The 26975-nt window shown below is 58.6% G+C and carries 21 protein-coding genes, 1 tRNA gene and 2 rRNA genes; 13 read left to right on the forward strand and 11 right to left on the reverse strand.

Annotated elements, in window-relative coordinates; translation table 11 throughout:
* The first annotated feature begins 370 nt into the window (after positions 1 to 370).
* The 5 genes from AC1DNW_RS30585 (at position 371) to AC1DNW_RS30605 (ending at position 4974) form a co-directional block, all read left to right on the forward strand.
* A 23S ribosomal RNA gene (locus tag AC1DNW_RS30585) occupies positions 371 to 3209 on the forward strand.
* A gap of 125 nt (positions 3210 to 3334) precedes the next feature.
* Positions 3335 to 3449 (forward strand): 5S ribosomal RNA (gene rrf / locus AC1DNW_RS30590).
* A gap of 262 nt (positions 3450 to 3711) precedes the next feature.
* Positions 3712 to 3788 (forward strand) — tRNA-Met (locus AC1DNW_RS30595).
* 572 nt (positions 3789 to 4360) lie between these two features.
* Entirely contained in the window at positions 4361 to 4603 is a 243-nt protein-coding gene (locus AC1DNW_RS30600) for a glycine zipper 2TM domain-containing protein (RefSeq protein WP_113296744.1), read from the forward strand.
* Between the two features lie 17 nt (positions 4604 to 4620).
* Complete coding sequence (locus tag AC1DNW_RS30605) at positions 4621 to 4974, forward strand: EF-hand domain-containing protein (RefSeq protein WP_113296745.1); 354 nt, start codon at positions 4621 to 4623, stop codon at positions 4972 to 4974.
* A gap of 154 nt (positions 4975 to 5128) precedes the next feature.
* Here the strand turns inward: AC1DNW_RS30605 and AC1DNW_RS30610 are convergent, their stop codons facing one another.
* Together AC1DNW_RS30610 and AC1DNW_RS30615 are read right to left on the reverse strand one after the other, a co-directional pair.
* A complete protein-coding gene (locus AC1DNW_RS30610; RefSeq protein ID WP_113308314.1) occupies positions 5129 to 6127 on the reverse strand; it encodes an ABC transporter permease in 999 nt (332 codons plus the stop codon).
* A gap of 40 nt (positions 6128 to 6167) precedes the next feature.
* Positions 6168 to 6908, reverse strand: coding sequence for a sugar ABC transporter ATP-binding protein (locus tag AC1DNW_RS30615; protein ID WP_113308313.1), 741 nt, complete (start codon positions 6906 to 6908; stop codon positions 6168 to 6170).
* Positions 6909 to 7165: 257 nt separating this feature from the next.
* Between AC1DNW_RS30615 and AC1DNW_RS30620 the strand changes: the two genes are divergently transcribed.
* The 6 genes from AC1DNW_RS30620 (at position 7166) to AC1DNW_RS30645 (ending at position 12759) form a co-directional block, all read left to right on the forward strand.
* A complete protein-coding gene (locus AC1DNW_RS30620) occupies positions 7166 to 8146 on the forward strand; it encodes an NAD-dependent epimerase/dehydratase family protein (protein WP_113308312.1) in 981 nt (326 codons plus the stop codon).
* Positions 8147 to 8194: 48 nt separating this feature from the next.
* Positions 8195 to 9181, forward strand: a complete 987-nt coding sequence (locus AC1DNW_RS30625; RefSeq protein ID WP_113296749.1) for a substrate-binding domain-containing protein — start codon at positions 8195 to 8197, stop codon at positions 9179 to 9181.
* Positions 9182 to 9373: 192 nt separating this feature from the next.
* Positions 9374 to 10156 (forward strand): FadR/GntR family transcriptional regulator, encoded by a 783-nt coding sequence (locus AC1DNW_RS30630; RefSeq protein WP_113296750.1) that lies wholly within the window; start codon positions 9374 to 9376, stop codon positions 10154 to 10156.
* A gap of 532 nt (positions 10157 to 10688) precedes the next feature.
* Positions 10689 to 11489 carry a hypothetical protein gene (locus AC1DNW_RS30635; protein WP_113308311.1) on the forward strand — a complete coding sequence of 267 codons (801 nt, stop codon included), beginning with the start codon at positions 10689 to 10691 and terminating at the stop codon, positions 11487 to 11489.
* Positions 11490 to 11644: 155 nt separating this feature from the next.
* On the forward strand, positions 11645 to 12433 hold the full coding sequence (locus AC1DNW_RS30640) for a DUF2092 domain-containing protein (protein WP_113308310.1): 789 nt from the start codon (positions 11645 to 11647) through the stop codon (positions 12431 to 12433).
* A complete protein-coding gene (locus tag AC1DNW_RS30645) occupies positions 12430 to 12759 on the forward strand; it encodes a hypothetical protein (protein ID WP_113296753.1) in 330 nt (109 codons plus the stop codon). The genes AC1DNW_RS30640 and AC1DNW_RS30645 overlap by 4 nt, the downstream gene beginning before the upstream one ends.
* Before the next feature lie 15 nt (positions 12760 to 12774).
* Here AC1DNW_RS30645 and AC1DNW_RS30650 read toward each other — a convergent pair whose 3' ends face one another.
* The 8 genes from AC1DNW_RS30650 to AC1DNW_RS30685 form a co-directional block, all read right to left on the reverse strand.
* Positions 12775 to 15945: a multidrug efflux RND transporter permease subunit gene (locus AC1DNW_RS30650; RefSeq protein ID WP_113308309.1), complete on the reverse strand. Its 3171-nt coding sequence runs from the start codon at positions 15943 to 15945 to the stop codon at positions 12775 to 12777.
* 41 nt (positions 15946 to 15986) lie between these two features.
* Positions 15987 to 17183, reverse strand: coding sequence for an efflux RND transporter periplasmic adaptor subunit (locus AC1DNW_RS30655; protein ID WP_113308308.1), 1197 nt, complete (start codon positions 17181 to 17183; stop codon positions 15987 to 15989).
* Positions 17184 to 17384: 201 nt separating this feature from the next.
* Positions 17385 to 18515 (reverse strand): calcium:cation antiporter, encoded by a 1131-nt coding sequence (locus AC1DNW_RS30660; protein ID WP_113308307.1) that lies wholly within the window; start codon positions 18513 to 18515, stop codon positions 17385 to 17387.
* Between the two features lie 182 nt (positions 18516 to 18697).
* Complete coding sequence (locus tag AC1DNW_RS30665) at positions 18698 to 19048, reverse strand: ribbon-helix-helix domain-containing protein (RefSeq protein ID WP_113308306.1); 351 nt, start codon at positions 19046 to 19048, stop codon at positions 18698 to 18700.
* 123 nt (positions 19049 to 19171) lie between these two features.
* On the reverse strand, positions 19172 to 19768 hold the full coding sequence (locus tag AC1DNW_RS30670) for a DJ-1/PfpI family protein (RefSeq protein WP_113308305.1): 597 nt from the start codon (positions 19766 to 19768) through the stop codon (positions 19172 to 19174).
* A gap of 85 nt (positions 19769 to 19853) precedes the next feature.
* Positions 19854 to 20249, reverse strand: coding sequence for a DUF779 domain-containing protein (locus tag AC1DNW_RS30675; RefSeq protein ID WP_113308304.1), 396 nt, complete (start codon positions 20247 to 20249; stop codon positions 19854 to 19856).
* A gap of 73 nt (positions 20250 to 20322) precedes the next feature.
* Entirely contained in the window at positions 20323 to 21831 is a 1509-nt protein-coding gene (gene adh, locus AC1DNW_RS30680; RefSeq protein WP_113296760.1) for an aldehyde dehydrogenase, read from the reverse strand.
* A gap of 169 nt (positions 21832 to 22000) precedes the next feature.
* Positions 22001 to 22960, reverse strand: a complete 960-nt coding sequence (locus AC1DNW_RS30685) for a sigma-54-dependent Fis family transcriptional regulator (RefSeq protein ID WP_113296761.1) — start codon at positions 22958 to 22960, stop codon at positions 22001 to 22003.
* A 417-nt stretch (positions 22961 to 23377) separates the two neighbouring features.
* Here AC1DNW_RS30685 and msrB point away from each other — a divergent pair, with 417 nt between their 5' ends.
* Positions 23378 to 23866 carry a peptide-methionine (R)-S-oxide reductase MsrB gene (gene msrB / locus AC1DNW_RS30690; protein WP_113308303.1) on the forward strand — a complete coding sequence of 163 codons (489 nt, stop codon included), beginning with the start codon at positions 23378 to 23380 and terminating at the stop codon, positions 23864 to 23866.
* A 16-nt stretch (positions 23867 to 23882) separates the two neighbouring features.
* Positions 23883 to 25742 carry a cytochrome c biogenesis protein DipZ gene (locus tag AC1DNW_RS30695; RefSeq protein WP_477855321.1) on the forward strand — a complete coding sequence of 620 codons (1860 nt, stop codon included), beginning with the start codon at positions 23883 to 23885 and terminating at the stop codon, positions 25740 to 25742.
* On the opposite strand, the gene AC1DNW_RS30700 is transcribed toward AC1DNW_RS30695, so the two are convergent.
* Positions 25729 to 26940, reverse strand: coding sequence for a TIGR03862 family flavoprotein (locus tag AC1DNW_RS30700; RefSeq protein ID WP_113308301.1), 1212 nt, complete (start codon positions 26938 to 26940; stop codon positions 25729 to 25731). The two genes, AC1DNW_RS30695 and AC1DNW_RS30700, sit on opposite strands and share 14 nt — an antisense overlap.
* Positions 26941 to 26975: the final 35 nt, after the last annotated feature.

Here is a 26975-nt window from a genome sequence, read left to right on the forward strand (position 1 = left end):
TTTTACTCATGACGTCCGAGCCCAGTTCCTGTGAACCCATGGATGGCCTAGCCGGCTGGATATGGTGGAGGGACTGGAGGTAGGAAGGAAGCTTGTCGCTCTGGGTCGTTGTTGTTTGGTCATCTTTAGGGATGAGCATCTGACGGACGACTTGATTGCCGTTGCCTGACCGCGCGGTATCGGATCAAATCTCGAGAAGCTGGTCTTAAGACAGGCTGCAAGTGGGCTGCTCGGCGTAGCTCCAATAAAGCAGACCTGTCGAACACGTCGATGGCATTGTTGGATTGACTGGGTTGTAAAAGGTAACCCGGTCTGTTGCCGTTTCCTTCGGGGAGCGGGCAACGAGATGATGAGCATTGGCAATGAGAACGATTAAGTGTCGTAAGGGCATTTGGTGGATGCCTTGGCATGCACAGGCGATGAAGGACGTGATACGCTGCGAAAAGCCGTGGGGAGCTGCGAATGAGCTTTGATCCATGGATATCCGAATGGGGAAACCCACCTTAAATGCTTGGGAAATCTGTTCTGTTGGCTTTTGGTTGATCGAAGCGCAAGCTTCGCAAGGCCAGGGGCCAAACGGGAGAGGTTTCCAAGCATTGTGATAAGGTATCTTACTTTCGAATACATAGGGGTAAGAAGCGAACGCAGGGAACTGAAACATCTAAGTACCTGCAGGAAAGGACATCAACCGAGACTCCGCAAGTAGTGGCGAGCGAACGCGGACCAGGCCAGTGGCATTAGTGATTAAAGCGGAACGCTCTGGAAAGTGTGGCCGTAGCGGGTGACAGCCCCGTACGCGTAGATATCATTAATGTCCTAGAGTAGGGCGGGACACGTGAAATCCTGTCTGAACATGGGGAGACCACTCTCCAAGCCTAAGTACTCGTGCATGACCGATAGCGAACAAGTACCGTGAGGGAAAGGTGAAAAGCACCCCGACAAGGGGAGTGAAATAGTACCTGAAACCGGATGCCTACAAACAGTCGGAGGGGGCAACCCTGACGGCGTACCTTTTGTATAATGGGTCAACGACTTAGTGTAACAAGCAAGCTTAAGCCGGTAGGTGTAGGCGCAGCGAAAGCGAGTCTGAATAGGGCGATATAGTTTGTTGCATTAGACCCGAAACCGAGTGATCTAGCCATGAGCAGGTTGAAGGTTGGGTAACACCAACTGGAGGACCGAACCCGCATCTGTTGCAATAGATTGGGATGACTTGTGGCTAGGGGTGAAAGGCCAATCAAACTCGGAAATAGCTGGTTCTCCGCGAAATCTATTTAGGTAGAGCGTCTGGCGAATACTCCCGGGGGTAGAGCACTGGATGGGCTATGGGGACTCACCGTCTTACTGATCCTAACCAAACTCCGAATACCGGGAAGTACTACCAGGCAGACACACGGCGGGTGCTAACGTCCGTCGTGAAAAGGGCAACAACCCTAACCTCCAGCTAAGGTCCCCAAGTCATGGCTAAGTGGGAAAGGATGTGAGGATCCCAAAACAACCAGGATGTTGGCTTAGAAGCAGCCATCATTTAAAGAAAGCGTAACAGCTCACTGGTCTAAATAAGGGTCTTTGCGCCGAAAATGTAACGGGGCTAAAGCCATGCACCGAAGCTGAGGATTTGCAGTAATGCAAGTGGTAGCGGAGCGTTCCGTAAGCCTGTGAAGGGATACCTGTGAGGGGTCCTGGAGGTATCGGAAGTGCGAATGTTGACATGAGTAACGATAAAGAGGGTGAGAGACCCTCTCGCCGAAAGACCAAGGGTTCCTGCTTAAAGTTAATCTGAGCAGGGTTAGCCGGCCCCTAAGACGAGGCGGACACGCGTAGTCGATGGGAACCACGTTAATATTCGTGGGCCTGGTGGAAGTGACGGATCGCACAAGTTGTTCATTCTTATTGGATTGGATGGGCAGCGGAGCGGTTCCAGGAAATAGCTCCACCGTATAGACCGTACCCGAAACCGACACAGGTGGTCAGGTAGAGTATACCAAGGCGCTTGAGAGAACTATGTTGAAGGAACTCGGCAAATTGCACGCGTAACTTCGGAAGAAGCGTGACCCCATAGTAGGCAACTATTGTGGGGTGGCACAGACCAGGGGGTAGCGACTGTTTATCAAAAACACAGGGCTCTGCGAAGTCGCAAGACGACGTATAGGGTCTGACGCCTGCCCGGTGCTGGAAGGTTAAGAGGAGAGGTGCAAGCTTTGAATCGAAGCCCCAGTAAACGGCGGCCGTAACTATAACGGTCCTAAGGTAGCGAAATTCCTTGTCGGGTAAGTTCCGACCTGCACGAATGGCGTAACGACTTCCCCGCTGTCTCCAACATAGACTCAGTGAAATTGAATTCCCCGTGAAGATGCGGGGTTCCTGCGGTCAGACGGAAAGACCCCGTGCACCTTTACTATAGCTTTACACTGGCATTCGTGTCGGCATGTGTAGGATAGGTGGTAGGCTTTGAAGCGGGGACGCCAGTTTCCGTGGAGCCATCCTTGAAATACCACCCTTATCGTCATGGATGTCTAACCGCGGCCCGTTATCCGGGTCCGGGACAGTGTATGGTGGGTAGTTTGACTGGGGCGGTCGCCTCCGAAAGAGTAACGGAGGCGCGCGATGGTGGGCTCAGACCGGTCGGAAATCGGTCGTCGAGTGCAATGGCATAAGCCCGCCTGACTGCGAGACTGACAAGTCGAGCAGAGACGAAAGTCGGTCATAGTGATCCGGTGGTCCCGCGTGGAAGGGCCATCGCTCAACGGATAAAAGGTACGCCGGGGATAACAGGCTGATGACCCCCAAGAGTCCATATCGACGGGGTTGTTTGGCACCTCGATGTCGGCTCATCGCATCCTGGGGCTGGAGCAGGTCCCAAGGGTTTGGCTGTTCGCCAATTAAAGCGGTACGTGAGCTGGGTTCAGAACGTCGTGAGACAGTTCGGTCCCTATCTGCCGTGGGTGTAGGAATATTGACAGGATCTGTCCCTAGTACGAGAGGACCGGGATGGACATATCTCTGGTGGACCTGTTGTCCTGCCAAGGGCATAGCAGGGTAGCTACATATGGACGGGATAACCGCTGAAGGCATCTAAGCGGGAAACCCACCTGGAAACGAGTATTCCCTATCAGAGCCGTGGAAGACGACCACGTTGATAGGCCGGGTGTGGAAGTGCGGCAACGCATGAAGCTTACCGGTACTAATAGCTCGATTGGCTTGATCGTTCTCATTGACAATGCTCATCCCCGGCGAACGCCAAAGCGTTCGTCCGGATGATGATGCTAAAGACGTGTTCAAATAAAATGGATGTGAAAACATCCGCCAGCTTCTCAAAGTTGCGCTTCGCTGACCTGGTGGTCATGGCGGGGTGGCTGCACCCGTTCCCTTTCCGAACACGGCCGTGAAACGCCCCAGCGCCTATGGTACTTCGTCTTAAGACGCGGGAGAGTCGGTCGCTGCCAGGTCTGCAAAACGCAACTAAAATCTTCTCTTTGCATTTATTATACGGCCCATGCCGTCACAAAGGGCCGCTCTCAAAGCGGCCTTTCGTGTTTGGTGGCTTGGTGCCATATGACACGAGACAAATTGCTCTGCAATTTGCTCGGCAGTGATCCGCAAAGCGCTTGCGCTTTGCGTAGACGCGACAAATCCCAAAGGGATTTGCGCAAATCGGTATTTTGCCTCAGGCAAAAACCTGGACGGACGACGCTAGCGTCGACTGGATAACGCGGGGTGGAGCAGCCCGGTAGCTCGTCAGGCTCATAACCTGAAGGCCGCAGGTTCAAATCCTGCCCCCGCAACCAATCTTCCATATCGACCTAACAATCAAAAAGCCCGCATGGTAAAACCTGCGGGCCTTTCGACGTTCTAGCGCAGGGCAAAACGCATCGTCAGCGGCCGGTAAAAAGGCAAAACCCGACGAATCGGGACAGATGCTCGCCACCGACATAAGGAGCGGGCAAAAGGTCGATCTGCCGTAAAAACCGGTGACCGAACTAAAAGCCTAACCGAGCGTAGATCGGTTTGGCGAGCCGTTGCGCCGGCCTCACGATTAGGGCGGACCGACGATCGCTTAAAGGAGGGGACCGTATCCGGTCCGGGATGCGCTGAACGAGCGATCTATTTTCGCCTCGGCAGGACATCAGCGGTGGAGATAAGTGCAGGTGTTGTCTTCAATCGGTCGCGGTGGTAGTATTCTGTAGTATCGTTGCAGCTTTGGCGCGCGCTTTGTATGTTTCGTCTGTGAGTTGCCTCTGATCAGCAGAGAATCTCTCGCGCGTGAGAGACTTACTCAGAAGCTTGCTTTCAACCACCGCCGCTCAACGGTGCCTCCGCCTGTTTGTCTCAAACGTGCACGGATATACTGGAGGGAAAAATGAACACGTACACGATAAGTCTCACTCTCTTAGGCTGCCTTGCCTTGTCTGGCTGCCAATCTGCTTCGACGTCCCAAGGAGGACGCAGTAACGAGTTCGGCTGCATCGCCGGTACGGTCGGCGGCGCGGTCGTCGGCGGATTGCTTGGCGCGACCATTGGCTCAGGGACCGGACAGCTCTGGGCTGTTGGCGGCGGCGCCACGCTGGGCGCTGCGGGTGGCAGTGCGTTGACATGTCATTGACGCGAAAGGTCGGAATTATGAAAAGAGTAGTCCTGCTGACGGGGTTCGTTTTCTTTACCGCCATTGCGGCCGATGCGCAGAATCAACCGATAGCTATGAACCAGGGCCAAATGGACCGGCTCGATCGTGACAAGAATGGAGCGGTCGACCGATCTGAATATCAAGCCTTCATGACGTCGGCCTTCGCTGGTCTGGACAAGAACAAGGACGGCAGCCTGAACTCTGACGAAGTTGCCCAAGTTCTGACTGTCCAACAATTCTCCGCCACCGACGCCAACGGTGACGGCAAGGTCAGCCAGAGCGAGTTCCTGAATAGGGTGATGGCGGACTTCAAGGCTGCCGACCGCGGCGGCGACGGGAGCCTGCAGTAACAAAAGCGGCCCAAGCGCCAAAGCAAGTGTGTTCCACTCGCCTCTATGCGGTAACGACGGCCAGCTGCGTTCGTCCGGCAGGCTTCATTGAGGCGGCCCGCACATAGTTCATCATGCCGGTCTCGTGAGGCTCGAGGGTGTGGGACAGGGTTGCCTACTCATCGCGTCGCAGGTTGCGAATTCGGTCGAAGAGGACGGCAAGCACAATTGCGCCACCGATAAAACTACCTTGCCAGAACGCGTTGATGCCGAGCAAACCAAGACTGTTCCGGATAATCTCGATGAGTGCGGCGCCGATCAACGCACCAAAGGCGGTGCCGACACCGCCAGCCAGGTTGGCGCCGCCGATAACCGCGGCGGCAATGACCTGAAGTTCCATCCCGGCGCCGATATTTGTGGTGACAGCGCCGAGCCAGCCGGTTTGAATGATACCGGCAACCCCCGCCGACAGGGCAGAAATCATATATACGATAACCTTGATCCTCGGCACGGGAACGCCCGTGAGAGTCGCGGCGTGCTCATTGCCGCCGATGGCAAAGACATAGCGGCCGAACTTGGTCCAGCGCAGCACGAAACCAGTAATGAGTGCCAACACGACCATGTAAAGCACTGGGTTGGCGATGCCAAAAAACCAGGCGCCACCGCCCAGCGCTAGTAGCTTGTCGTGATCGGGCCCGAACTCGAAAACGACGGTGTTGTTGGATGCGACCATCGCAAGGCTACGCGCAATCGACAGCATCCCGAGCGTGACGACGAAAGGCGGGAAGCCAAGATAGGCAATCAATACGCCGTTGAAAGCTCCGACCAAGAGAGCAGTACCGATCGAAGCGGCGATACCGACTTCAATGCTGTATCCCGCGTGCATGACGACCGCCAGCACCATGCTGCACAGGCACAGCACGGAGCCAACGGACAGGTCGATGCCGCCGGTGATAATGACCAGCGTCATGCCCAGCGCGATAATTGCGACGAAGGTGACGTTGCGGGTGATGTTGTAGATGTTCTTCGCTGTCGCAAAGGAGTCCGTCGCCATCGACAGAAAAATGCAGGCGAGAATGACCGCAATCAGAACCCAGAATGTCTGGCCGCCCAAGACTGCTGCAAGCCAGCTCCGTTGCTTCTGTCCGATCGTCTGGTCAAGTGTAATCGCCATCGTCGACCTTCTTCGTTTTTGTTGCAACGGATAGCATCGATCACACCTGTTCGATGGCGCCGGTAATAAGCCCCGTCACTTCCTCCGGCGAACTTGCCGCAATCTGCTTGTCAGCGACCTTCCTGCCCCGCCGCATCACGATCACGCGGTCGGCAACCGAAAAGACGTCGGGCATGCGGTGGCTGATCAGGACAACGACGATACCGCGGTCACGCAACTGACGGATCAGATTGAGAACCTCAGCGACCTGACGCACGGAAATGGCTGCCGTCGGCTCGTCCATCAAGACGATTTTCGCTTCCGACAGCATGGTGCGGGCGATCGCTACCGCTTGCCGCTGGCCCCCTGACATTTGCTTGACGAGATCGCGCGGTCGCGTTTCGGATTTGAGTTCGCGGAAAATCTCTCCGGCGCGCTTGTACATGGTCTTGTAGTCGAGGATGCGAAGAGGCCATATGCCGCGGCGCAATTCTCGTCCGAGGAACACATTTGCTGCCGCCGTAAGATTGTTGCAGAGCGCCAGATCCTGATGAACGATCTCGATGCCATGCTGGCGTGCCTCCTTCGGCCGATGAAGCACGAGATCGGCGCCGTCGAGGCGCATGGTTCCATGGCTCGGTCGAAAGTTGCCGGCGATCATCTTCACCAATGTGGATTTGCCAGCGCCGTTATCGCCCATGAGGCCGACCACTTGCCCAGCTTCGAGTGAAAACGAAACATCGTTGACGGCCTGGATGGCGCCGAAATGTTTGGAAATATTGGTGAGTTCAAGAACCGCCACCAGCCTCCGGCCTCCCAAAACCTGCAGCTATCCGTCGCTCCGAACCCGGCTTGTTTTCGACGCGCGGCTCCAGCGAATTCGCTTTTCCAACGTCCTCCCAGGAAAAGCGATTGTGAGCATTTACGCAAAACCCTGCGACAGCGTCAACAGATTGTCCGAGGTATTGGGTCTATTGTCGCAAAAATCTGTTTTGTCAGACAAATATCATTTGACGCGGGCAGCGCCTGAATATTAGCTTTCAGTGGGGGAGAGAGAGCATGCTAATCCTTGTTACCGGTGCGACGGGCAAGGTCGGGCGGCACTTCATTGCTGGGCTGCTTGACGATCCGAGGTTTTCCAAAGCCCGTATTCGCGCGCTTTGTCATAATCGTTTGTGCGATGAAACCGACCGTGTCGCCGTCATCCGCGGCTCGATCGCCGACCGCGATGTTGTGGCAGCGGCGCTCCATGACGTCACCCATGTCGTGCATCTCGCCACATGCAAGGAAACGCCTGAAGACATCATGGACGTTACCGTCAAAGGTCTCTTTTGGCTGCTTGAGGAGTTCCGCGCGAGCGTCACGGCACGCCAGTTCATCCTGATCGGCGGCGATGCGGGCATAGGGCATTTCCACTATCGCCACAATGGGCCGATCACCGAGAACGCTCCTCATTGTGCCTATCCAGGAAGCTACGCGCTCTCCAAGGTCCTGGAAGAGGTCATGCTGGAGCAGTTCGGCATTCAGTACGGCCTCAATGGTTGTTGTCTGCGCGCGCCCTGGATCATGGAAAAGGATGATTTTAAATATACGCTTTCTTTTGGTGACGACGTGTTTGGCGGTCCAGACTGGAAGACACTCGTTCCGGAGGAAGCGGCGCGGCGTTATGCGGCCATGGGGACGGTGCCGCTGTTGCTCGATGCCGACGGGCGTCCGCTGAAACGCAATTTCGTGCATGTCGATGACCTGGTGTCTGCAATATTGGCGGCAATCGACAACCCCCGGGCCGAGCGCCAACTCTTCAATATCTGCATGGATCGACCCGTCGATTATGCTGAAGTTGCCGCCTACCTGTCGCGCACGCGCAATCTCGGCTCTGTCGAGATACCAAGCCGGTTCCATTCCAATTGGATGGACAACAGCAAGGCGAAATACCTTCTGGGTTGGCGGCCAAACTATAATCTCGAAATGCTTATCGACTCGGCATGGCAATACGAGCGTTCGGAGGAGGAGCCTCGTATCGTTTGGTATCCGGGTTGATGTCGTGTGGCGGGCACGTGGTGCCCGTCTGTTTCAAGGGAGGAAACTATGAGGAAGGCATTATTACTTACAGCCGCAGTCTTAGCACTAACCGCCGGGCAGGCCCTGGCCAAGAAGCAACTCGTCATCGTCGTCAAGGGCCTCGACAATCCGTTCTTCGAAGCAATCAACCAGGGTTGCCAGAAATGGAACAAGGAGAACCCCACTGCGGAATACGAGTGCTTCTACACCGGTCCGGCATCGACATCCGATGAAGCCGGCGAAGCACAGATTGTTCAGGATATGTTGGGCAAGGCAGACACGGCGGCAATCGCAATTTCGCCGTCGAATGCAAAGCTCATCGCCCAGACCCTGAAGACAGCCAATCCGACGGTTCCGGTGATGACGCTCGATGCCGATCTTGCAGCCGAGGATGCCGCGCTGCGCAAGACCTATCTCGGGACCGACAACTATCTGATGGGCGCACGCATCGGCGAATACATCAAGAAGGCCAAGCCGAGTGGCGGTAAGATCTGCACTATCGAAGGCAATCCGGGAGCGGACAATATTCTGCGCCGCGCGCAGGGTATGCGAGACACGCTCACCGGCCAGAAAGGTCTGACCGCGCTGAAAGGCGAGGGCGGCTGGACGGAAGTCGCAGGCTGCCCGGTATTTACCAATGACGACGGTGCCAAGGGCGTGCAGGCAATGACCGATATCCTTGCGGCCAATACCGACCTGGATGCATTCGGCATTATGGGTGGCTGGCCTTTGTTCGGCGCGCCGCAACCCTATCGCGATCTGTTCAAGCCGATGGCCGACAAGATCGCCAGCAACGATTTCGTCATTGGTGCCGCCGACACGATCGGCGACGAGGTCGCTATTGCGAAGGAAGGCCTGGTGACTGCGCTCGTCGGCCAACGGCCATTCGAGATGGGCTACAAGGCACCTTCGGTGATGATGGATCTGATTGCCGGCAAGCCGGTTGAAGATCCTGTTTTCACCGGGCTCGATGAGTGCACGAAGGACACAGTCGATACCTGCATTCAAAAGTAGGCTCGCGGTTTGGCGCACCTGATACAAGGGTGCGCCGACTGCCTCCACGAGACGGATCGAAAGATCTGCAGGGCTTGACGCGACCTAGATTCCGCGCTTTCTGGCGGGGTCAATCGCAGGCGACTTCCTCGTTATTACGATTGTTTTGATGGTACGTGCAGACAATCGAAGAATGCTGAGGCAGTAGAAAAGATGCCTGACAAAAAATCGGGAAAGCTGACGGCTCCGGCCGAGGTGGTGACGGTTGACCGTTCGGCCACCGCAAGGCGCCCAAATGCTCCCCGCATGACCGGGGCGAGTGTTCATGTGTCTTTGGCAGGCGAGATCGGCCTGCGAATCGTGCGCGGCGACTATCCGCCGGGCACGATCCTGCCGAATGAGGCAAAGTGGTCGGAAGTCTTCGAAGTCAGCCGATCGGCGGTGCGCGAAGCGATCAAGATGCTGATGGCAAAAGGCCTGCTGTCTTCCCGCCCGAAAATCGGTAGTTGGGTCGAACCCAAGGAACGTTGGAACCTGCTGGATCGGGATGTATTGGGCTGGTATGCCGCATCTCCCGATCGTGAATCGTTTCTGAGGGCCGTGCAGGAACTCAGGCATATGATCGAGCCGGAGGCGACAGCACTTGCTGCCGAGCGCCGAACGGAGGAGCAGATGAGCGCGATCAGTCAGGCCCTGCATGACATGGATCAGGCGACATCACTCCAGCAGCGCACAGAATCCGATGCGCGATTTCACATCGCAATCTTGCGCGCCTCCGGAAATGATCTGTTGGTGCCGCTCGGCGTCTTGATCGAATCGGCTCTGAACCAGCTCTTCGCCCATGTCACCCGGGAGGAAGACAATTTGCAATATGCGCTGAAACTTCATGAAAATATTGAGAAAAGCATCCGATTGCAGCGACCTAACATGGCGCGCAACGCAGTCCGTAAGGTGCTGGCAAATACCGACCAAATCATAGCGCGGTGGTCACGATAGAAGTTGCATTTTGCCGGCCGAGGAAGCGGCCGCCAGTTCCGCTGGCGTATCTTCGCCAGCGAATAGCGCAAAGCCCGCATTAGAAGCCAAAAGGTAGGCCGGCCAAAGCGGACTTCTTTGTTGGCAGCAGAGCGATGATTTAGCACCCGGCGCAGAGGCGCGCGGCTGCTTTTGCAAAATTTCCGGATGCCTAGGCAGCAATGGGCCATGAGATTCTGGTGGCGTTTCCAGTGAGCTGGAGGTTACTTCAAACACAGCCAAGCTTCTACAAGCATAGATAGCTGATGTTCTTGTCGCCTGCCAGCTGTGAAGAATGCATCCCACCGCTAAGCCATAAGCATAGTGCGCCAATCCTTGTCGGGATATTCGAGCCTAGTCTATAAAATTCGAATGTGCTAAATTTAAAGGCGAGTGGACGTTCCACAATTTCCGTTTAGCGACCTTCATCGACCTTTCGAGGTCCTGCTGTCTCATTCAGCTGGGGTATTTGTTTTCATGCCGTAAATCGATGAGCTTTCCAGGGAGGGGAACAATGCGAGAATGTGCATCTTCTCTAAGAGCGGAGCGACGCTGGAGGCGTCATCTGATCTTCGAATTATCGACGCTCAGTGTCGTCTGCGCGGCCAGTCTTTTCGCAGGGATCGCCGTCGCGCAGGCGCCCACCGACGAGCAGAAAAGCGCGATCAGATCAGCCTGCCGATCCGATTTCATCGCACAATGCTCTGGCGTGCAGCCGGGGGGCATGGAGGCACTGAATTGCCTGCAGCAACACGATTCCACCCTCTCCGCTGCCTGTCGTAAGGCGGTGTCGGCGATTGGCACCAAACCGAAATCGACATCCGCAGAGCCATCTCAAACTGCGCCTGTCACGACAGGTGCGGCGACGCCGGCCCCGGCAGCCGGCACTCAGACGGCGGTTCAACCAACCGAGGCGCAGCGCGATGCCGTCAAGTCGGCCTGCCGCTCCGATTTCATGGCGCAATGCTCCGGCGTGACCCCCGGCGGTGCGGCGGCGCTCTCCTGCCTGCAGCAGCATAGTGCCCGTCTGTCGGCGCCCTGCCAGCAGGCGGTCGCGGCCATTAATGCAGCGGGTGCGCCCGCAGCCGGTGCAGGTGCTGCCACAGCTGCCGCACCGCCGGCGACGCGACCGGCGGCCATGCCCGTCTTCTCTCCGCGTGAGGAAGTGATGATCGTGCGCGAGACCTGCGGACCGGACTTTCGGGCATTTTGCCGGATGGTGCCGGTCGGCGGAGGGCGGGTCATCTCGTGCCTGCGGGACAATCTGCAGCGTGTATCGCCAGCCTGTCACAGGGTGCTGACCTCGGGACTGTAGCGGCTTTCCAATACGCATACGGGTTCGCTGGGAATGCCTGAACCGTCAGGCATTCCGCTGACAGGTCCGCACCACCATTCTGCGATCGTTGCAGCGCGATCCGAAATCCCCGCATTCGATGAATTCAATGACGACACAAGCGAAAGGCAATTGCCATGTCATCGACTTCTCATCTATCGCGATTGAAACGAATACTGACCTATTCCACCGTTGCTGCCGGCCTCGTCCTGCCGACCCATGCGTGGGCGGATGATGCCAAAGATCTTCTTAAGGCCATGTCCGATTTCCTCGCGGCGCAGAAAACGATATCTTTCAGCTATCAATCATCGCTCGAAGCCGTGACACCGGATTTCGAGAAGCTACAGTTCGTCAGTTCGGGTACGGCCAATATCACCCGGCCTGACAAACTGCGCGTCACAAGAACCGGGGGCTTTGCCGATATCGACGTCAGCTTTGACGGTTCGGTACTGACCGTGCATGGCAAGAATCTCGATGCCTATGCGAAGATCGACGGCAAGGGTTCGCTCGATGATCTGATCGACCGGCTTGCCGATGCAGGCGTCGAAGCGCCTGGCGCCGATCTTTTGTCATCTCATGTCAACGACATATTGATGTCCGATGTGACCGAGTCAAAGCACATTTCCAGCGCCTTCGTCGATGGCGTGGAATGCGAATATCTCACCTTTCGCACGCCGGAACTCGACTGGCAAATCTGGATACAGACGGGGTCGCAGCCGATACCGCGACGCTATGTGATCACCAGCAAACACGTCGTCCAGGCGCCGCAATACACGCTTGAGATCAGCGACTTCAAAACCGGGGCAGAGGTTGCCGCCACTTCCTACAACATCGAGATCCCGGCCAATGCCAAGACCGTCGATCTGAGCGAACTCCAATCGATCGATGAGCTTCCGGCGCCTGCAGTTACAGGAGAGATGAAATGACCTTCAGTAAGCTCTTTTTCGCCTTTTGCCTTGCCGGCGGGATGATTTTTGCCGATTTTCGCGTAGAGGGAGAAGGTCCGCTGCCGTTTTCGATCGGCTTCGCCACACCGGCGGGGGCTGTCATCGGCCGTCCCTTGACACCGCTATCCTATGCCGGCGTTGCCCGCCGGACGACGCGCCGGGTTGTCCGGCGAACGGCAACAACGATCGCGGTTCTGCCGCCCGGCTGCCTTTATGGTCCCTACTATGGTGGCTATTATTACCGCTGCGGTGGCCTGTACTATGCCAAGAGCGGCGGCGTTTATGTGCAGGTAATCGTGCAATAGGCTCTTAATGCAATCCTATTGCACCTTCATCTCCGCATCTACGACCGCCGGGTCTTTGGTGCTGCGGCGCCTTCTGAACTCTTCGAGGCGCTGCAGCACGACGTAGAAGGACGGGACGAACAGCACGGCAAGGCAGGTCGATGCGATCATGCCGCTGAAGACCGATATGCCGATCGATTTGCGGGCGGATGCGCCGGCACCCGTCGCCAGAACGAGCGGCAAAACGCCGAGGATGAAGGCGAAGGATGTCATGAGGATCGGGCGGAAACGCAAGCGCGCCGCTTCGACTGCCGCATCCATTATCTCCATGCCTTCCGCCCGCTTTTCCCGCGCATATTCGACGATCAGAATGGCATTCTTCGATGCGAGCGCGATCAGCAGGATCAGGCCGATCTGGGTGTAGAGGTTGTTGGCGACGCCCGCTGCCGTTAACGCCCCGACGGTGCCGAGCAGGGCAAGCGGCACGGCGAGCAGCACCGCAAAGGGCAGGATCCAGCTTTCATACTGTCCCGCAAGCACGAAATAGACGAGCAGCATGGCAAGCGCGAAGATGTAGTAGATCTGCCCGCCGACAATTTTCTCCTGGTAGGAGAGTGCCGTCCATTCATAGCCGGTGCCGGGCGGCAAAGTGCTGTCGGCGACCTGTTGCATGACGTCGAGCGCCTGACCCGAGCTGAAGCCGGCAGCAGGCCCGCCAACGATCGTTGCGGTCGGGTACAGATTGTAGAGGCTGATCAACGATGGGCCTTGCATGGCCTTGATATCGACGACGGTTCCGAGCGGCACCATGGTGCCATCGCCGGCTTTGACCTTCAGATTGCGGATATCGTCCTGGCTGACGCGGAATTCGGAGGATGCCTGGGCATAGACCTGGAAGGTGCGGCCAAACTTGTTGAACTGGGTGACATAGCTCGATCCGACATAGCCTGACAAAGCGGAGAAGACCTGGCCGACCGTGATACCCAGCGTCTCCGCCTTGATTCGGTCCACGGAGACCTCAAGTTGCGGCACGTTGGAACGGAACGGCGTACTGAGTCTTTGCAGCGATGATTGGGCTTCACCGTTTTTCACGATCGTATCGGCCAGCGACTGCAGCAGAGCGTAATCAGAAATACCGTTCTTGAGCTCCACCTGCATCGTGAAGCCGCTGGCATTGCCGACGCCCTGGATCGGAGGCGGTACGATGACCAGGGTCTTGGCAACCAGGACACTCTCCAGGGCGCCATTCAGATGTTCGTAGATCGACAGGAGATCCTGTCCCTTCACCTTCAGTCTCTCGTCCCAGTCCTTCAGCACGACATAGGCAACGCCGGCATTCTGGAGGCTGGCATTGTTATCCAGAACCGATACGCCGCTGATTGTCAGGACCTGATCGACGCCAGGCGTCTGTTGAGCGATCTTGCCGACCTCGGCGATGACGGCGTCGGTCCGTTCCTTGGATGCGCCATCGGGCAGTTGGGCACCGATCAGCACATAGCCTTGATCTTCGATCGGCAGAAACGCGGTCGGTATGCGGGTCAGCCCCCAGATGGCGCCTCCCATCAGTGCTAGCGCCAGAAGGACCATGATGGCGGCGTGGCGCGTCATGGCGCCGATCAGCCTGACATAGCCGCGTTCGCCCCAATCGTAGCCCCTGTTGAAGCCACGATAGATGAAGTTTCTTTTCTCGGGAGGTACAGGCGTGCGCAGCCAAAGGGCGCATTGCGTCGGTTTCAGCGTCACGGCGTTGATGGCGCTGATCAGTGCCGTAGCGGCAATGACGAGCGCGAACTGCCGGTAGAGTTGACCCGTAAGCCCCGGCAGGAAAGCAGCCGGAATGAACACGGCCATCAATACCAGGGTAATGCCGATGACCGGGCCCAGCAGCTCATCCATTGCCTTCTCGGCTGCCTTGCGGCCGGACATGCCGGCCTCGATGTGTCGGGCGACCCCTTCGACAATGACGATCGCGTCATCGACGACGATGCCGATGGCAAGAACGATCGCAAACAGCGTGGACAGATTGACCGTGAAGCCCATCGCCGCCATCGCGGCAAAAGCGCCGATGATGGTGACGGGAACCGTCGTTGCCGGTACGAGCATCGCCCGCCAGTCCTGCAGGAACAGAAGGATGACGATGAGAACGAGAACGCCGGCCTCGATCAGCGTCACATAGACTTCGTCGATCGAGGCATTGACGAACTTCGTCGTATCAAAGGGCATCTGATATTGGAGCCCTTGCGGGAAGCTCTTCGACAATTCCTCCATTTTCGTTCTGACCGCCTGCGCGACCGCAATGGCGTTTGCCTCGGGCAACTGGAAGATACCAATGCCGGCGGCCGGGCGGCCATTCTGCATGAAGGACTGGCTATAAGTCTGGGCGCCGAGCTCGACCCGGCCGATATCGCGAATCCGCGTCACCCGGCCGCCATCTGCGCCATCCACCTTGACGATGATATTCTCATAGTCGACAGCGTCATTCAGGCGGCCGTTGACGTTGAGCGTGTACTGAAAGGTCTGCCCCTGAGGGACTGGAGGAATGCCGAGCTGACCGGCCGTGACCTCCTGGCTCTGCTGCTGCACGACGTTGACGACATCCTGCGGCGTCAGGCCACGCGCCTGCAGCAAGTTCGGATCCATCCAGATGCGCATGGCATATTGGCCTGCGCCGAAAACCGTGACGTTGCCGACTCCCGGCAGACGGGCAAGTTCATTCTGCAGGTTGATGACGGCATAGTTTGAGAGGTAGAGGCTGTCATATAGGGTTTCGGACGACGTCAGGGTGACGAAGCCGAGGATTGACGTCGATTTCTTCTGAGTGGTGACGCCCTGGACCTGCACCGATTGCGGCAGCGACGACATGGCGATGGCGACACGGTTCTGCACAAGGACCTGCGCCTGGTCGGGATCGGTGCCGATGGCGAAGGTGACCGTCAGCGAATAGGTCCCGTCACTTGCGCTCGTGGACTGCATATAGAGCATATCCTGGACGCCGTTGACCTGCTGCTCGATCGGCAGCGCGACCGTGTCGACAAGCGTCTTGGCGCTGGCGCCCGGAAACCGCGTCGTGACCTGCACGGTCGGCGGAACGACATTCGGATATTGCGCCACCGGCAGTTGGAAGAGAGCCACCGCGCCGATGAGAACAAAGACCAATGCCAGAACATTGGCGAGCACCGGCCGTTCGATGAAGAAGCGCGAGATCATGCTGTTGTCCTTGGACGTTCAGATGAAGCGTGGTGGCGGATTTACTGCGTCGTCATGGCCTTTGCATCGGTGCTGGCTTCCGCCGGCTGTGCGTTCATATCGATTTTCTCAGGCGCAACCTTGCTGCCGGGGATGGCCTGCTGGATGCCCTGGATCACAACCCAGTCAGCTGGCTGAATACCGGACTCGATGACGCGGAGGGCGCCTTCGCGCTGGCCCGTCTTGACCTGTTTCTGCTCGATCATATCCTCCTTGCCGAGGACGAGCAGGTAGCTGCCGAGCTGGTTGGTGGCGATCGCGTCGTCGCGCACGAGCAGTGCTTTATTGTTCTGCTCGACGGGCACGCGAACGCGAACGAAGAGGCCGGGGAGCATGACTTTGTCCTTATTGTCGAACAAAGCCCGCACCTGAAGCGTGCCGGTGGACGCATCGAGCTGGGGCGAGACGTAATCGAGATGCCCTTTGTGGGGATACCCTTCCTCGGATTGCAAGCCGAGCTCGGCAGGGATGCTGGGTAGATCCGTCTGCTTGAACGTGCGTCCCTGCTTTCTCAGCATATCCTTGATCATCAGCACCTGTGTTTCGCTGACGTTGAAATAGGCATAGATCGGGTCTGTCTGAACGATGCTGGCAAGCTTGGTCGGACCCGAGACGCCGACGAGCGTGCCGATATCGACGAGGTGATTGGTCACAGTGCCGTCGAAGGGCGCAAGCACTTCGGTATAGCCGAGATTGATTGTCGCAAGCTCGAGATTGGCCTGGGCATTGAGGATGGAAGCGTTTGCTTCGTCGAGCGTGGCCTTGGCGCTGTCGACGGCGGTTTGCGTGGTGACCTGCTGCTTCAGAAGGTTGAGCTGTCGGTCATATTCCTGCTTGGCCCCGACCTGGGACGCCTGTTGCGAGGCGAGCGATGCTTTCGCCTGATCGAGCTGCGCCTGGTAGGTATCGCGCTCGATGCCGAAGAGCTTGGTGCCCTTCGTCACCGTCGTACCGTCCTGATAGTCGATCGATTGAAGGTAGCCCTGGACGCGCGCTTCGATATCAACCGAATTCAGCGCCGCAGTATTGCCCGTCAGTTCGAAATAGAGGGTGATCGGCTGCTGGACTGGCTGCGCAACGCGGACGGCGGGCGGCGGCGGCGGAACATACGTATTGCTGCTGCCATCGCAGGCAGCGAGTGCTCCCATGCCGATGAGTGATACGAAAATTTGCAGGCCCCGATGCAATCCCTCATGCATTGCTGCTGCCCCGACGATCTGTGTGCCCCGGTCTCATGCGTGCCTTGGCGGCGACCCCCATAAGTCGCCAGATATCAGGCATGTGATACTATGTCGCGGGATTGTTCGGAATTGCAATAGTTCCCGGCACGCAATTTAGCTGTGCCTAAATGATTGGTGGCCGCGTAATCCCGGTAACGGCTTAGTTCGCAGATTTTGTGCTCACTGCTGAGTAATGAGCAGCACGTAAGCCACGAACAGCATCAGGTGAACTGCGCCCTGCATGAGATTGGTGCGGCCACTTGAAAAGGTGATGATGCTGACAGCGAGCGTCAGCACGAACATGACAAGATCGGGACCCTGAAGCCCTAGCGTGACCGGGTGCCCGTAAAGGTGGCTTATTGCCAGCATGGCCGGCACGGTGAGGCCGATCGTCGACAGGACCGAGCCGAGGAAGATGTTGATGGCCCGCTGCAGGTGGTTCGCGATCGAGGCGCGCACGGCACTGATCGCCTCTGGTGTCGCGACAAGCACCGCCATGACCACACCTCCGAGTGCTGCCGGTGCGTGCAGGGTTTCGATCACGTAGTCGATCGGCCGGGCGAGTTGTTCGACCAGGAAAACAACCGGCCCCATGTAAACGAGGAGCAGGACAGCATGATGCCACACGGATCGATGGTGCCGTATGCCGACTATATGGTGCTCATGATGGTCATCATCGGCGAAGTAGCGCTGATGACGGCCGGCCTGGAGGAGCAGAAATATACTGTAGAGGCCGATCGAGACGATGCCGAGAAACATCTGCCGCGGGGTCGATGGGTGGGGACCATCCGGACCGGTCAGAAAAGTCGGCATGACGAGGCTGAGGGTCGCCAGCGGCACGATGACGCCAAGATAGGTATTGGCACCGTGCAGATTGTGCTGCTGATCCTCTCTGCGCCATGCGCCTGACAGCAGCGACAATCCTACCATGCCGTTCAGGATGATCATCACCACGGCAAACAGTGTGTCGCGTGCGAGCGTCGGATTATTTTCCCCATGAAGCATGACAGCTGAGATCGCCATCACTTCGATCGAGGTGATGGCGAGGGTCAGGATGAGGGTCCCGTAGGGCTCCCGAAGCTGCTCGGCCAGATGATCGGCATGACGAACGACCGACATGGCGGAGCCCAGCACAACGGCAAAAAGCCAAAGAAAAATGACGGTAAACCAGAGGGGCTCGGAAAGCCGCGCGAAGATTGGCCCGGAGAAGACGAAGAAAACCAGGCCGGTCGCGACGCTGACGCCGAGGAACCATTCCTCACGTATGGCACCCGCCATGCTGGTAGTGCGAAATGCGGCGCTGTCAGTCATCGGAACTACTGCCGGCCACGGAATACCGTAGCATCACGACCACGATCGCTGCCATTTTCCTCTCCGCCTTCGCCCGCCCGGGCAAACCGAGCGGTGCGGTTTGGCGGGGGTCGAGAGTGATTGTCTCACGCGGAGGGGCATTCCGGCTATCTAAAAATCATCGCCTCACGTTTCCGGCGAATTCAATGATACTTCCGCTTCTCCCGCCCCAGAATTTGTGGCGCGTCGAGGCCAGCGATCGGTCTAGAGAGGTCTGCAGGGATGTCGCCGGCAAGCTGGAGGTCCAGATAGCGGGCACAGCAGACGCGGAGGAACGAGGTGAAGTTGCCGAGATCATGGCCGGCGTCGATCGACTCGTGGTGCAGCCGAGTAATGAGCTGGACCACGTTCATGCCGTCGCGGCGGGCGATTTCTTCCAGCTTCGACCAGAAGAAATTCTCCAGCCGCACGCTGGTGACCATGCCGTCGATCCGCAGCGACCGGGTGGTGCTTTCCCAGAGCAGGGCATCGGCCTTGATGAACAGTTCACACATCTCGTTCCTCCCGCCGGTCCATCTAAAGCGTGTCGCGATCCTTCGGATTCGCTTGCCACGCTTTAGGTTTCGATTTTGCATGTCGCTATCGCAAAACCGCTGCGCACTTTTGCGCGACATGCTTTAGGCGGCGTTGGTCTCCAGGGTCGTTACCGCATCGAGCACCGTCATGAACTGACGCAGCCACGAAGGATGGGCCGGCCAGGCCGGTGCGGTGACGAGATTGCCGTCGGAAACCGCATCGGTGATGGCGATGTCGGCATAGGTGCCGCCGGCAAGCTCGACTTCCGTGCGGCAGGCGGGATAGGCCGAGCAGGTGCGACCTTTGAGGACACCGGCAGCCGCCAGAAGCTGGGCACCGTGGCAGATTGCGGCGACGGGCTTGTTGGCATCGAAGAAATGCCTGACAGCCTTGATGACCTCGGGGTTGAGGCGGAGATATTCCGGCGCACGGCCGCCCGGAATGACGAGGGCATCGTAATCTTCGGCGCGCACGCTTTCGAAGGTGGCATTCAACGCGAAGTTATGACCGCGCTTTTCCGAATAGGTCTGGTCGCCCTCGAAATCATGGATGGCGGTGGCGACCGTCTGGCCGGCAGTCTTGCCGGGGCAGACGGCGTGGACCGTATAGCCGCAGGCAAGCAGCGTCTGAAACGGCACCATGGTTTCGTAATCTTCCGTGAAATCGCCTGTGATCATCAGGATCTTGCTCGCTGGCATGTCTTCCTCCCGTAAAAACCAACAGATGGACTTTAACAAAGGATCGCGGACGCGGGTATTAAGGGAATACTACGCCGGATTTCGGTCAGGTCGTCTCGCGGGCCCTGACATCGGGAATGGCGCAGGCCTCGCCGCCGCCGAAGATGCGGGAGCGGGTGAGAAAGCGTTTCTCGCGGCCGTTATCGAGCGAAAACATGCCACCGCGGCCGGGCACGACGTCGATGATGAGCTGCGTATGCTTCCAGGCTTCGAACTGGCTGGCGCTGATATAAACAGGCACGCCGCCGATCTCACCGAGCTTCACGTCCAGATCGCCGACAATGAAATCGTCTGTCGGGTAACACATGGGCGAGGAACCGTCGCAGCAGCCGCCGGACTGGTGGAAGAGGATTTCCGGGTAGTCGCGCTGGATTTCCTTGATGAGATCGAGCGCCGCATCGGTTGCGAGGACACGCGGTTCGCCATTGATTGTCTGTTCCATGATTGCCTCCTCCAAGACAATGCCTCCTCCCCGTGAAGGGAGGAGGCGCGATAATAGCACGATCAACCGCTTCTCAGAAGAAGCCGAGCTTCTTCGGGCTGTAACTGACCAGCATGTTCTTGGTCTGCTGGTAGTGGTCGAGCATCATCTTGTGCGTTTCACGGCCGATGCCGGACTGCTTGTAACCGCCGAAGGCGGCATGGGCCGGATAGGCGTGGTAGCAATTGGTCCAGACGCGGCCGGCCTGGATTTCCCGGCCGAAGCGATAGGCGCGGTTGCCGTCGCGGGTCCAGACACCGGCGCCGAGGCCATAGAGCGTGTCATTGGCGATCTCGAGCGCTTCCTTCTCATCCTTGAAGGTGGTGACCGAGACGACCGGGCCGAAGATTTCCTCCTGGAACACACGCATCTTGTTGTGGCCCTTGAAGATGGTTGGCTTGATGTAATAGCCCTCGGACAATTCGCCGCCGAGATCGTTGCGAGAGCCACCGGTAAGGACCTGAGCGCCCTCCTGCTTGCCGATATCGAGGTAGGCGAGGATTTTTTCCATTTGCTCGGTGGAGGCCTGGGCGCCGATCATCGTTGCCGGATCGAGCGGGTTGCCCTGGGTGATGGCCTCGACGCGTTTGACGGCCTTTTCCATGAAGCGATCATAGATCGACTCCTGGATGAGAGCGCGGCTCGGGCAGGTGCAGACTTCGCCCTGGTTCAGCGCAAACATGGCGAAACCTTCGAGAGCCTTGTCGAGGAAGTCGTCATCCTCGGCTGCCACATCGGCAAAGAAGATGTTGGGTGACTTGCCGCCGAGTTCCAGCGTGACCGGAATGAGGTTCTGGCTGGCATATTGCATGATGAGGCGACCTGTCGTCGTCTCGCCGGTGAAGGCGATCTTTGCGATGCGCGGGCTGGAAGCGAGCGGCTTGCCGGCTTCGAGGCCAAAGCCATTGACGATGTTGAGCACGCCGGGGGGCAGCAGATCACCGACGAGTTCTGCCCAGAGCAGGAGCGAAGCGGGCGTCTGTTCGGCCGGCTTGATGACGACGCAGTTGCCGGCGGCGAGAGCCGGGGCCAGCTTCCAGGTTGCCATCAGGATCGGGAAATTCCAGGGAATGATCTGGCCGACGACGCCGAGCGGCTCATGGAAGTGATAGGCGACAGTGTCATGATCGATTTCGCCGATCGTGCCTTCCTGTGCGCGGATGCAGGAAGCAAAATAGCGGAAGTGGTCGATGGCGAGCGGAATGTCGGCTGCCATGGTTTCGCGGATCGGCTTGCCGTTGTCCCAGGTTTCGGCCTGGGCCAGGAGCTCCAGCTTGTCTTCCATGCGCTGGGCGATCTTCATGAGAATGTTGGAGCGCTCGGTGGTGGAGGTGCGGCCCCACTTTTCCTTTGCGGCGTGGGCGGCATCGAGCGCGGCATTGATGTCCTTTTCATCGGAGCGCGGGATTTCGCAGAGCTTGCCGCCGGTGACGGGCGTGACGTTGTCGAAGTATCTGCCGCCTATCGGCTCACGCCACTCGCCACCGATATAGTTGCCGTATTTCAGTTTGAACGGCGACTCGACGATTTTTTGATGAAGCATGTCATCCTCCCTTGATGAACGGGTTCCGGATCGAACCAGTGGGAGGAAATCTGTGTTGCTTTCGCCTGACGGAACAGGGCGGCTTGCCAATACCGCAGTGCACAGTGTCGCAGAGTTGCGACAGGTTCCGACAGCACCACGAAAACGTGATTGAACCTTTCGGTCAATCTCAGTGGAGGTCGAGCTTTTTCATCTTCCGGTGCAGCGTGGCGCGGCTGATACCGAGCGCTGCGGCGGCCTGGGAGACATTGCCGTGGGTGCGCGACAGCGCCCGCAAGAGGGCTGCCTTTTCGGCTTCTGCCATTTCCTCTTCCTGCGAAACACGGCCTTCATGCAGCGCATCGGAAGCCGGCAGGCCGGCGGCGATGCGCAAATCATCGAGCTTGAGGGCGAGGCGGGCAGCGCGGGTGGCGCCGAGAACGAGATCGTGCCGGTCCACGGCAAGCAGCGCATTGGCGGAATTGGGGCCGGCTGGAACCATCACGAAGCGGGCGCCCGCAAAGGCGGAGCGGAACAGGTTGAGCTCGATGCGCATCGCAGCATCGCGTACCGCCTGCGAGAGAATGGAGAGCGTCATTTCGTTGACGTCGTCGCGGCAGGTGGAGATGTCGAGCGCTGCGGTCAGCAGGCCGCGATGATCGCGGATGGGTGCCGTGGTGCAACTGAGCTTGATATTGGAGCAATAGAAATGCTGGTCGCGGAAGACGGCGACGGAGCGGTCGTCGGCAAGGGCCGTGCCGATGCCGTTTGTGCCGATGCTGGCTTCGGTCCAGACGGAGCCGGTCCAGAGACCGAGATCGTGGAATTCCTTGTCATTGCCGACCGCTCCACGGCGCTCCAACGCAATGCCGTTGCGGTCGGTCAGAAGCAGGCAGCAGCCGGCTCTTCCGACCGTCGCAAAGAGGCGGTCGAGTTCATCACGGGCGTCAGCGATCAATTGTTCGGATTGCTCCCGCGCCAGCCGGAACTCCTGCTCCGTGAGGCGTAAGGGCGCACGCTTGTCCTCGGGCGCCAGCTGGTACATCGTCATGCAGCGGCGCCAGGAAGCCACGATCGGAGAGCTGGCCGCAGCGGAATTCTGCTGGGCGCTCGTATAGACATGTTCCGCATGCGCGGATTGTTCATGCATTGAGGCTCCTCCCACGGAACTTGCGCATATTCTGATGTAAATGCGGCCGCTTTGCAATCAGACCGACGTGACGGCGGATTGCGTGAATGGAATTTGCCTGATGGCGGGTGTCGCATTTCTGAGACAGTTGCGCCGGCCCACCTCGGCATCGTGATCGCGACAATATGACCGGCCTTCCGCTTGCCCGGCCCGCATTTGTGGAACAGCATCGTATTTCAAAGGATATAACGATCCAGCCGGCAGCTACCGTTTCACGTTTGCGTGTTTCGGCCGGTCCCTGCGTAACAAAACACGCATGGCTCCGTAGTTTCCTGTGTGGACTAAAAAGATCTGAATGCCGGGAATAAATCCGGCCGATCGTTGTCTACTGAATGAAAGTGCCTGTCGCAGATGCTGTAGACATAGGAGAGCGACGCGATGCTGAACAGACGATTTCTGCTGACCACTGCCGGACTTGGCGCCTTCGCCCTGCGCTTCGGCTTTGGCAGCCACGCCATGGCGGAGGAGACCTTCACCGTGACCCATACCGACGATGAATGGCTCAAGCTCCTGACGGCGGATCAATATTCGGTGCTGCGGCAGGAGGGAACGGAATATCCTTTCACCAGCCCGCTGCTGCACGAAGAGCGCAAGGGCAATTTTGCCTGCGCGGGCTGCGATCAGGAGGCGTTTTCCTCGGCCACGAAATTCGACAGCGGAACAGGCTGGCCGAGCTTCTGGGCGCCGCTTGATGGTAAGGTCGTCGGTACGACGCACGATACCTCCTTCGGCATGGTGCGCGATGCCGTCCATTGCGGCCGCTGCGGCGGGCATCTCGGCCACGTCTTCAACGATGGACCGAAACCGACCGGCCTGCGCTACTGCATGAACGGCGTGGCCATGACATTCCACCCAGCTTCTGCCTGATTGACGGATTATTCCGATGCTTCTCTTCGTCCTTGCCTATCTCGGTGGGGTGCTGACGATCGTCAGCCCCTGCATCCTTCCGGTACTGCCCTTTGTTTTTGCGCGTGCGGGGCAGCCGTTCATGCGCAGCACGCTGCCAATGCTTATCGGCATGGCGGCGACATTCGCCGGCGTCGCGACATTGGCGGCCGTCGGCGGCGGATGGGCGGTGCAGGCCAATGAATATGGCCGCTATGCCGCCATCGTGCTGCTTGCGATCTTTGGCATCATCCTGCTTTTTCCGGCGCTGTCAGACTATCTGACGCGGCCGCTCGTTTCGCTCGGCGCGCGCCTGTCGCAGTCGGCCGATCAGAGCAGCCGCGGTGGTGGCTCGGCCATCGCCGCCTCACTGCTGCTTGGCGTTGCGACCGGACTGCTGTGGGCTCCCTGTGCCGGGCCGGTTCTGGGTCTCATCCTGACAGGTGCTGCGCTGCAGGGTGCAAATGTCGGCACGACGCTGCTGCTGCTTGCCTATGCGCTTGGTGCCGCAACATCGCTTGCGCTTGCGCTTCTCATCGGCGGCAAGGTCTATCAGGCGATGAAGCGATCTCTGGGCGTCGGCGAGTGGCTGCGGCGAGGTGTCGGCGTGGCGGTTCTCGCCGCCGTCGGGGCAATCGCGCTCGGCCTCGATACCGGCTTCCTGACGCAGGCCTCGCTTGCCAGCACCAATGTTCTGGAACAGGGACTGGTCGACCGGTTCCATCCGCAACAGCAAACGGCTGACAATGCCGGCGGCGCCATGGAATCCGTTGTCACGCTCACGGATGGGGGCGGCTCGATGGCGATGACTTCCAACAATCAGATGAACCCCGCCACGATGAGCGGCAACTCGATGATGATGGCGATGAAGCCGAAGGGTGTTGCCGAGCAGCTGCCGGTCGAAGGCCAGATGCCGCCGCTCGACGGCGCTGTGCAATGGCTGAATTCCGGGCCCCTGACAGCTGAGCAGCTGAGGGGCAAGGTCGTGCTCGTCGACTTCTGGACCTATTCCTGCATCAACTGCCTGCGCGCCATCCCTTATGTCAAAGCCTGGGCCGAGAAATACAAGGATCAGGGCCTCGTCGTCATCGGCGTGCATTCGCCGGAATTCGCCTTCGAGAAGAACGTCGACAATGTGAAGAAGGCGATTTCCGATCTCGGCATCACCTATCCGGTCGCAGTCGACAACAATTATGCGATCTGGCGTGCCTTCGAAAATGAATACTGGCCGGCGCATTATTTTATCGATGCGAAGGGTGAGATCCGGCATCACCATTTTGGCGAAGGCGACTATGACCAGTCCGAGCGGGTGATCCAGCAATTGCTGGCCGAAGCCGGGAAGACCGGTGTGTCAAGCGACATCGTCAATGTGAAGGCCACGGGGGCCGAAGCAGCTTCGGATACGGCCGACGTGCAGTCACCGGAAACTTATGTCGGCTATCAGCGCTCGCAAAATTTCGTCGATGACAAGGGCACTGTCAACGATGCAGCCCATGACTATGTTGCCACGACGCCGAAGCTCAACGAATGGGGTCTGACCCGCAACTGGACCGTTGGGTCCGAGCAGGCAACGCTCAATACTCCCGGCGGCAGCATCTACTATCGCTTTCATGCCCGCGATCTGCACCTGGTTCTCGGACCTGGTGCGGATGGCAAGCCGGTGCGCTTCCAGGTGACGGTGGATGGCAAGGCGCCGGGCGACGGTCACGGCGTCGATACGGATACTGACGGCAACGGTACGGTGACGGGACAGCGGCTCTATCAGCTGGTGCGCGAGGCGGGGCCGGTCGGCGACCATACGTTCGAGATCCATTTCCTCGATCCCGGCGTGCAGGCTTTTGCCTTCACTTTCGGCTGAGCCAGTCGTCGATGCCTTTCGCTGCGGCTCGGCCCGTAGCGAAACAGGCTGTCAGCAGATAGCCGCCTGTCGGCGCCTCCCAATCCAGCATCTCTCCCGCTGCAAAAGTGCCGGGGAGATGCTTCAGCATGTAGGTCTCGTTGATTTGGCTGAAGGCGATGCCGCCGGCGGAGGATATGGCTTCGGCGATGGGGCGAGGGCGTAACAGGGGGATCGGCAAGGACTTGATGGCGGCAGCGAGCTTGTTCGGATCGTTGCGATCCGTCTGCGACATCAGTTCGCGCAAGAGTGCTGCCTTCACGCCATCGATGCCGGCGCCCTTGCGCAGACGGTTCGAAAAGCTCGACTTGGCGTCCTGCCGGACGAGATCGCGAGATAGGCGTTCCAGCGTGCGGCCGGGGGAAAGGTCGATTGCCAGCCTTGCCTCGCCATGCTGCAGCAGGTCATCACGCAGAGCGGCCGCGTGTGCATAGATGAGGCTGCCCTCGATGCCGTGCCGGCTGATAACGAATTCGCCGGGAAATGTGCCGGCGCGCGATGTCGCAATGACCGATTTCAACGGCTCTCCGGCGAAGCGGTCACGGAAGAGATCACTCCAGGCGACATCGAAGCCGCAATTGGCAGGCTGAAATGGCGCGATTGTCGTGCCGCGTTCGGAAAGCAGCGATACCCAGCCGGCGTCAGAGCCAAGGCGGGGATAGCTGGCGCCGCCGAGCGCGAGCATCGTGGCGTCGCAGGAAACGGTCTTGCGGCCGTCGGGGGTTTCGAATGCATGTCCACCCTCGGCAAAGCCGATCCAGCGATGGCGGGTAAAAAAGGTCACGTCACGGGCTTCCAGCCGGGCGAGCCAGGCGCGTAGTAAAGGGGAAGCCTTCATGACATTAGGGAAGACTCTGCCCGAGGAGCCTATAAAGGTTTCCGTGCCGAGGCCTGCCGCCCAGGCGCGGATATCTGTTGGCGTGAAGGCATCGAGGGCGGCGCGCAGCCGAGAATTGGCACCGCCGAAGCGGGAGGCGAACTGGTCGTAGTCTTCGGAGTGGGTGATGTTGAGACCCGACTTGCCGGCGAGCAGGAACTTGCGGGCGAAGGTCGGCATGGCATCATAGATGAAAACGGCATGGCCGCTTTCGGACAGCACTTCGGCAGCCGAAAGGCCGGTAGGGCCTCCACCGATGATCGCGATAGTCTTCTGTTCCATTACGCCTTCTTGGCGCGGCAGGTGATCTGGCGCAA

It is taken from the genome of Rhizobium sp. 05L429 (assembly GCF_056397645.1).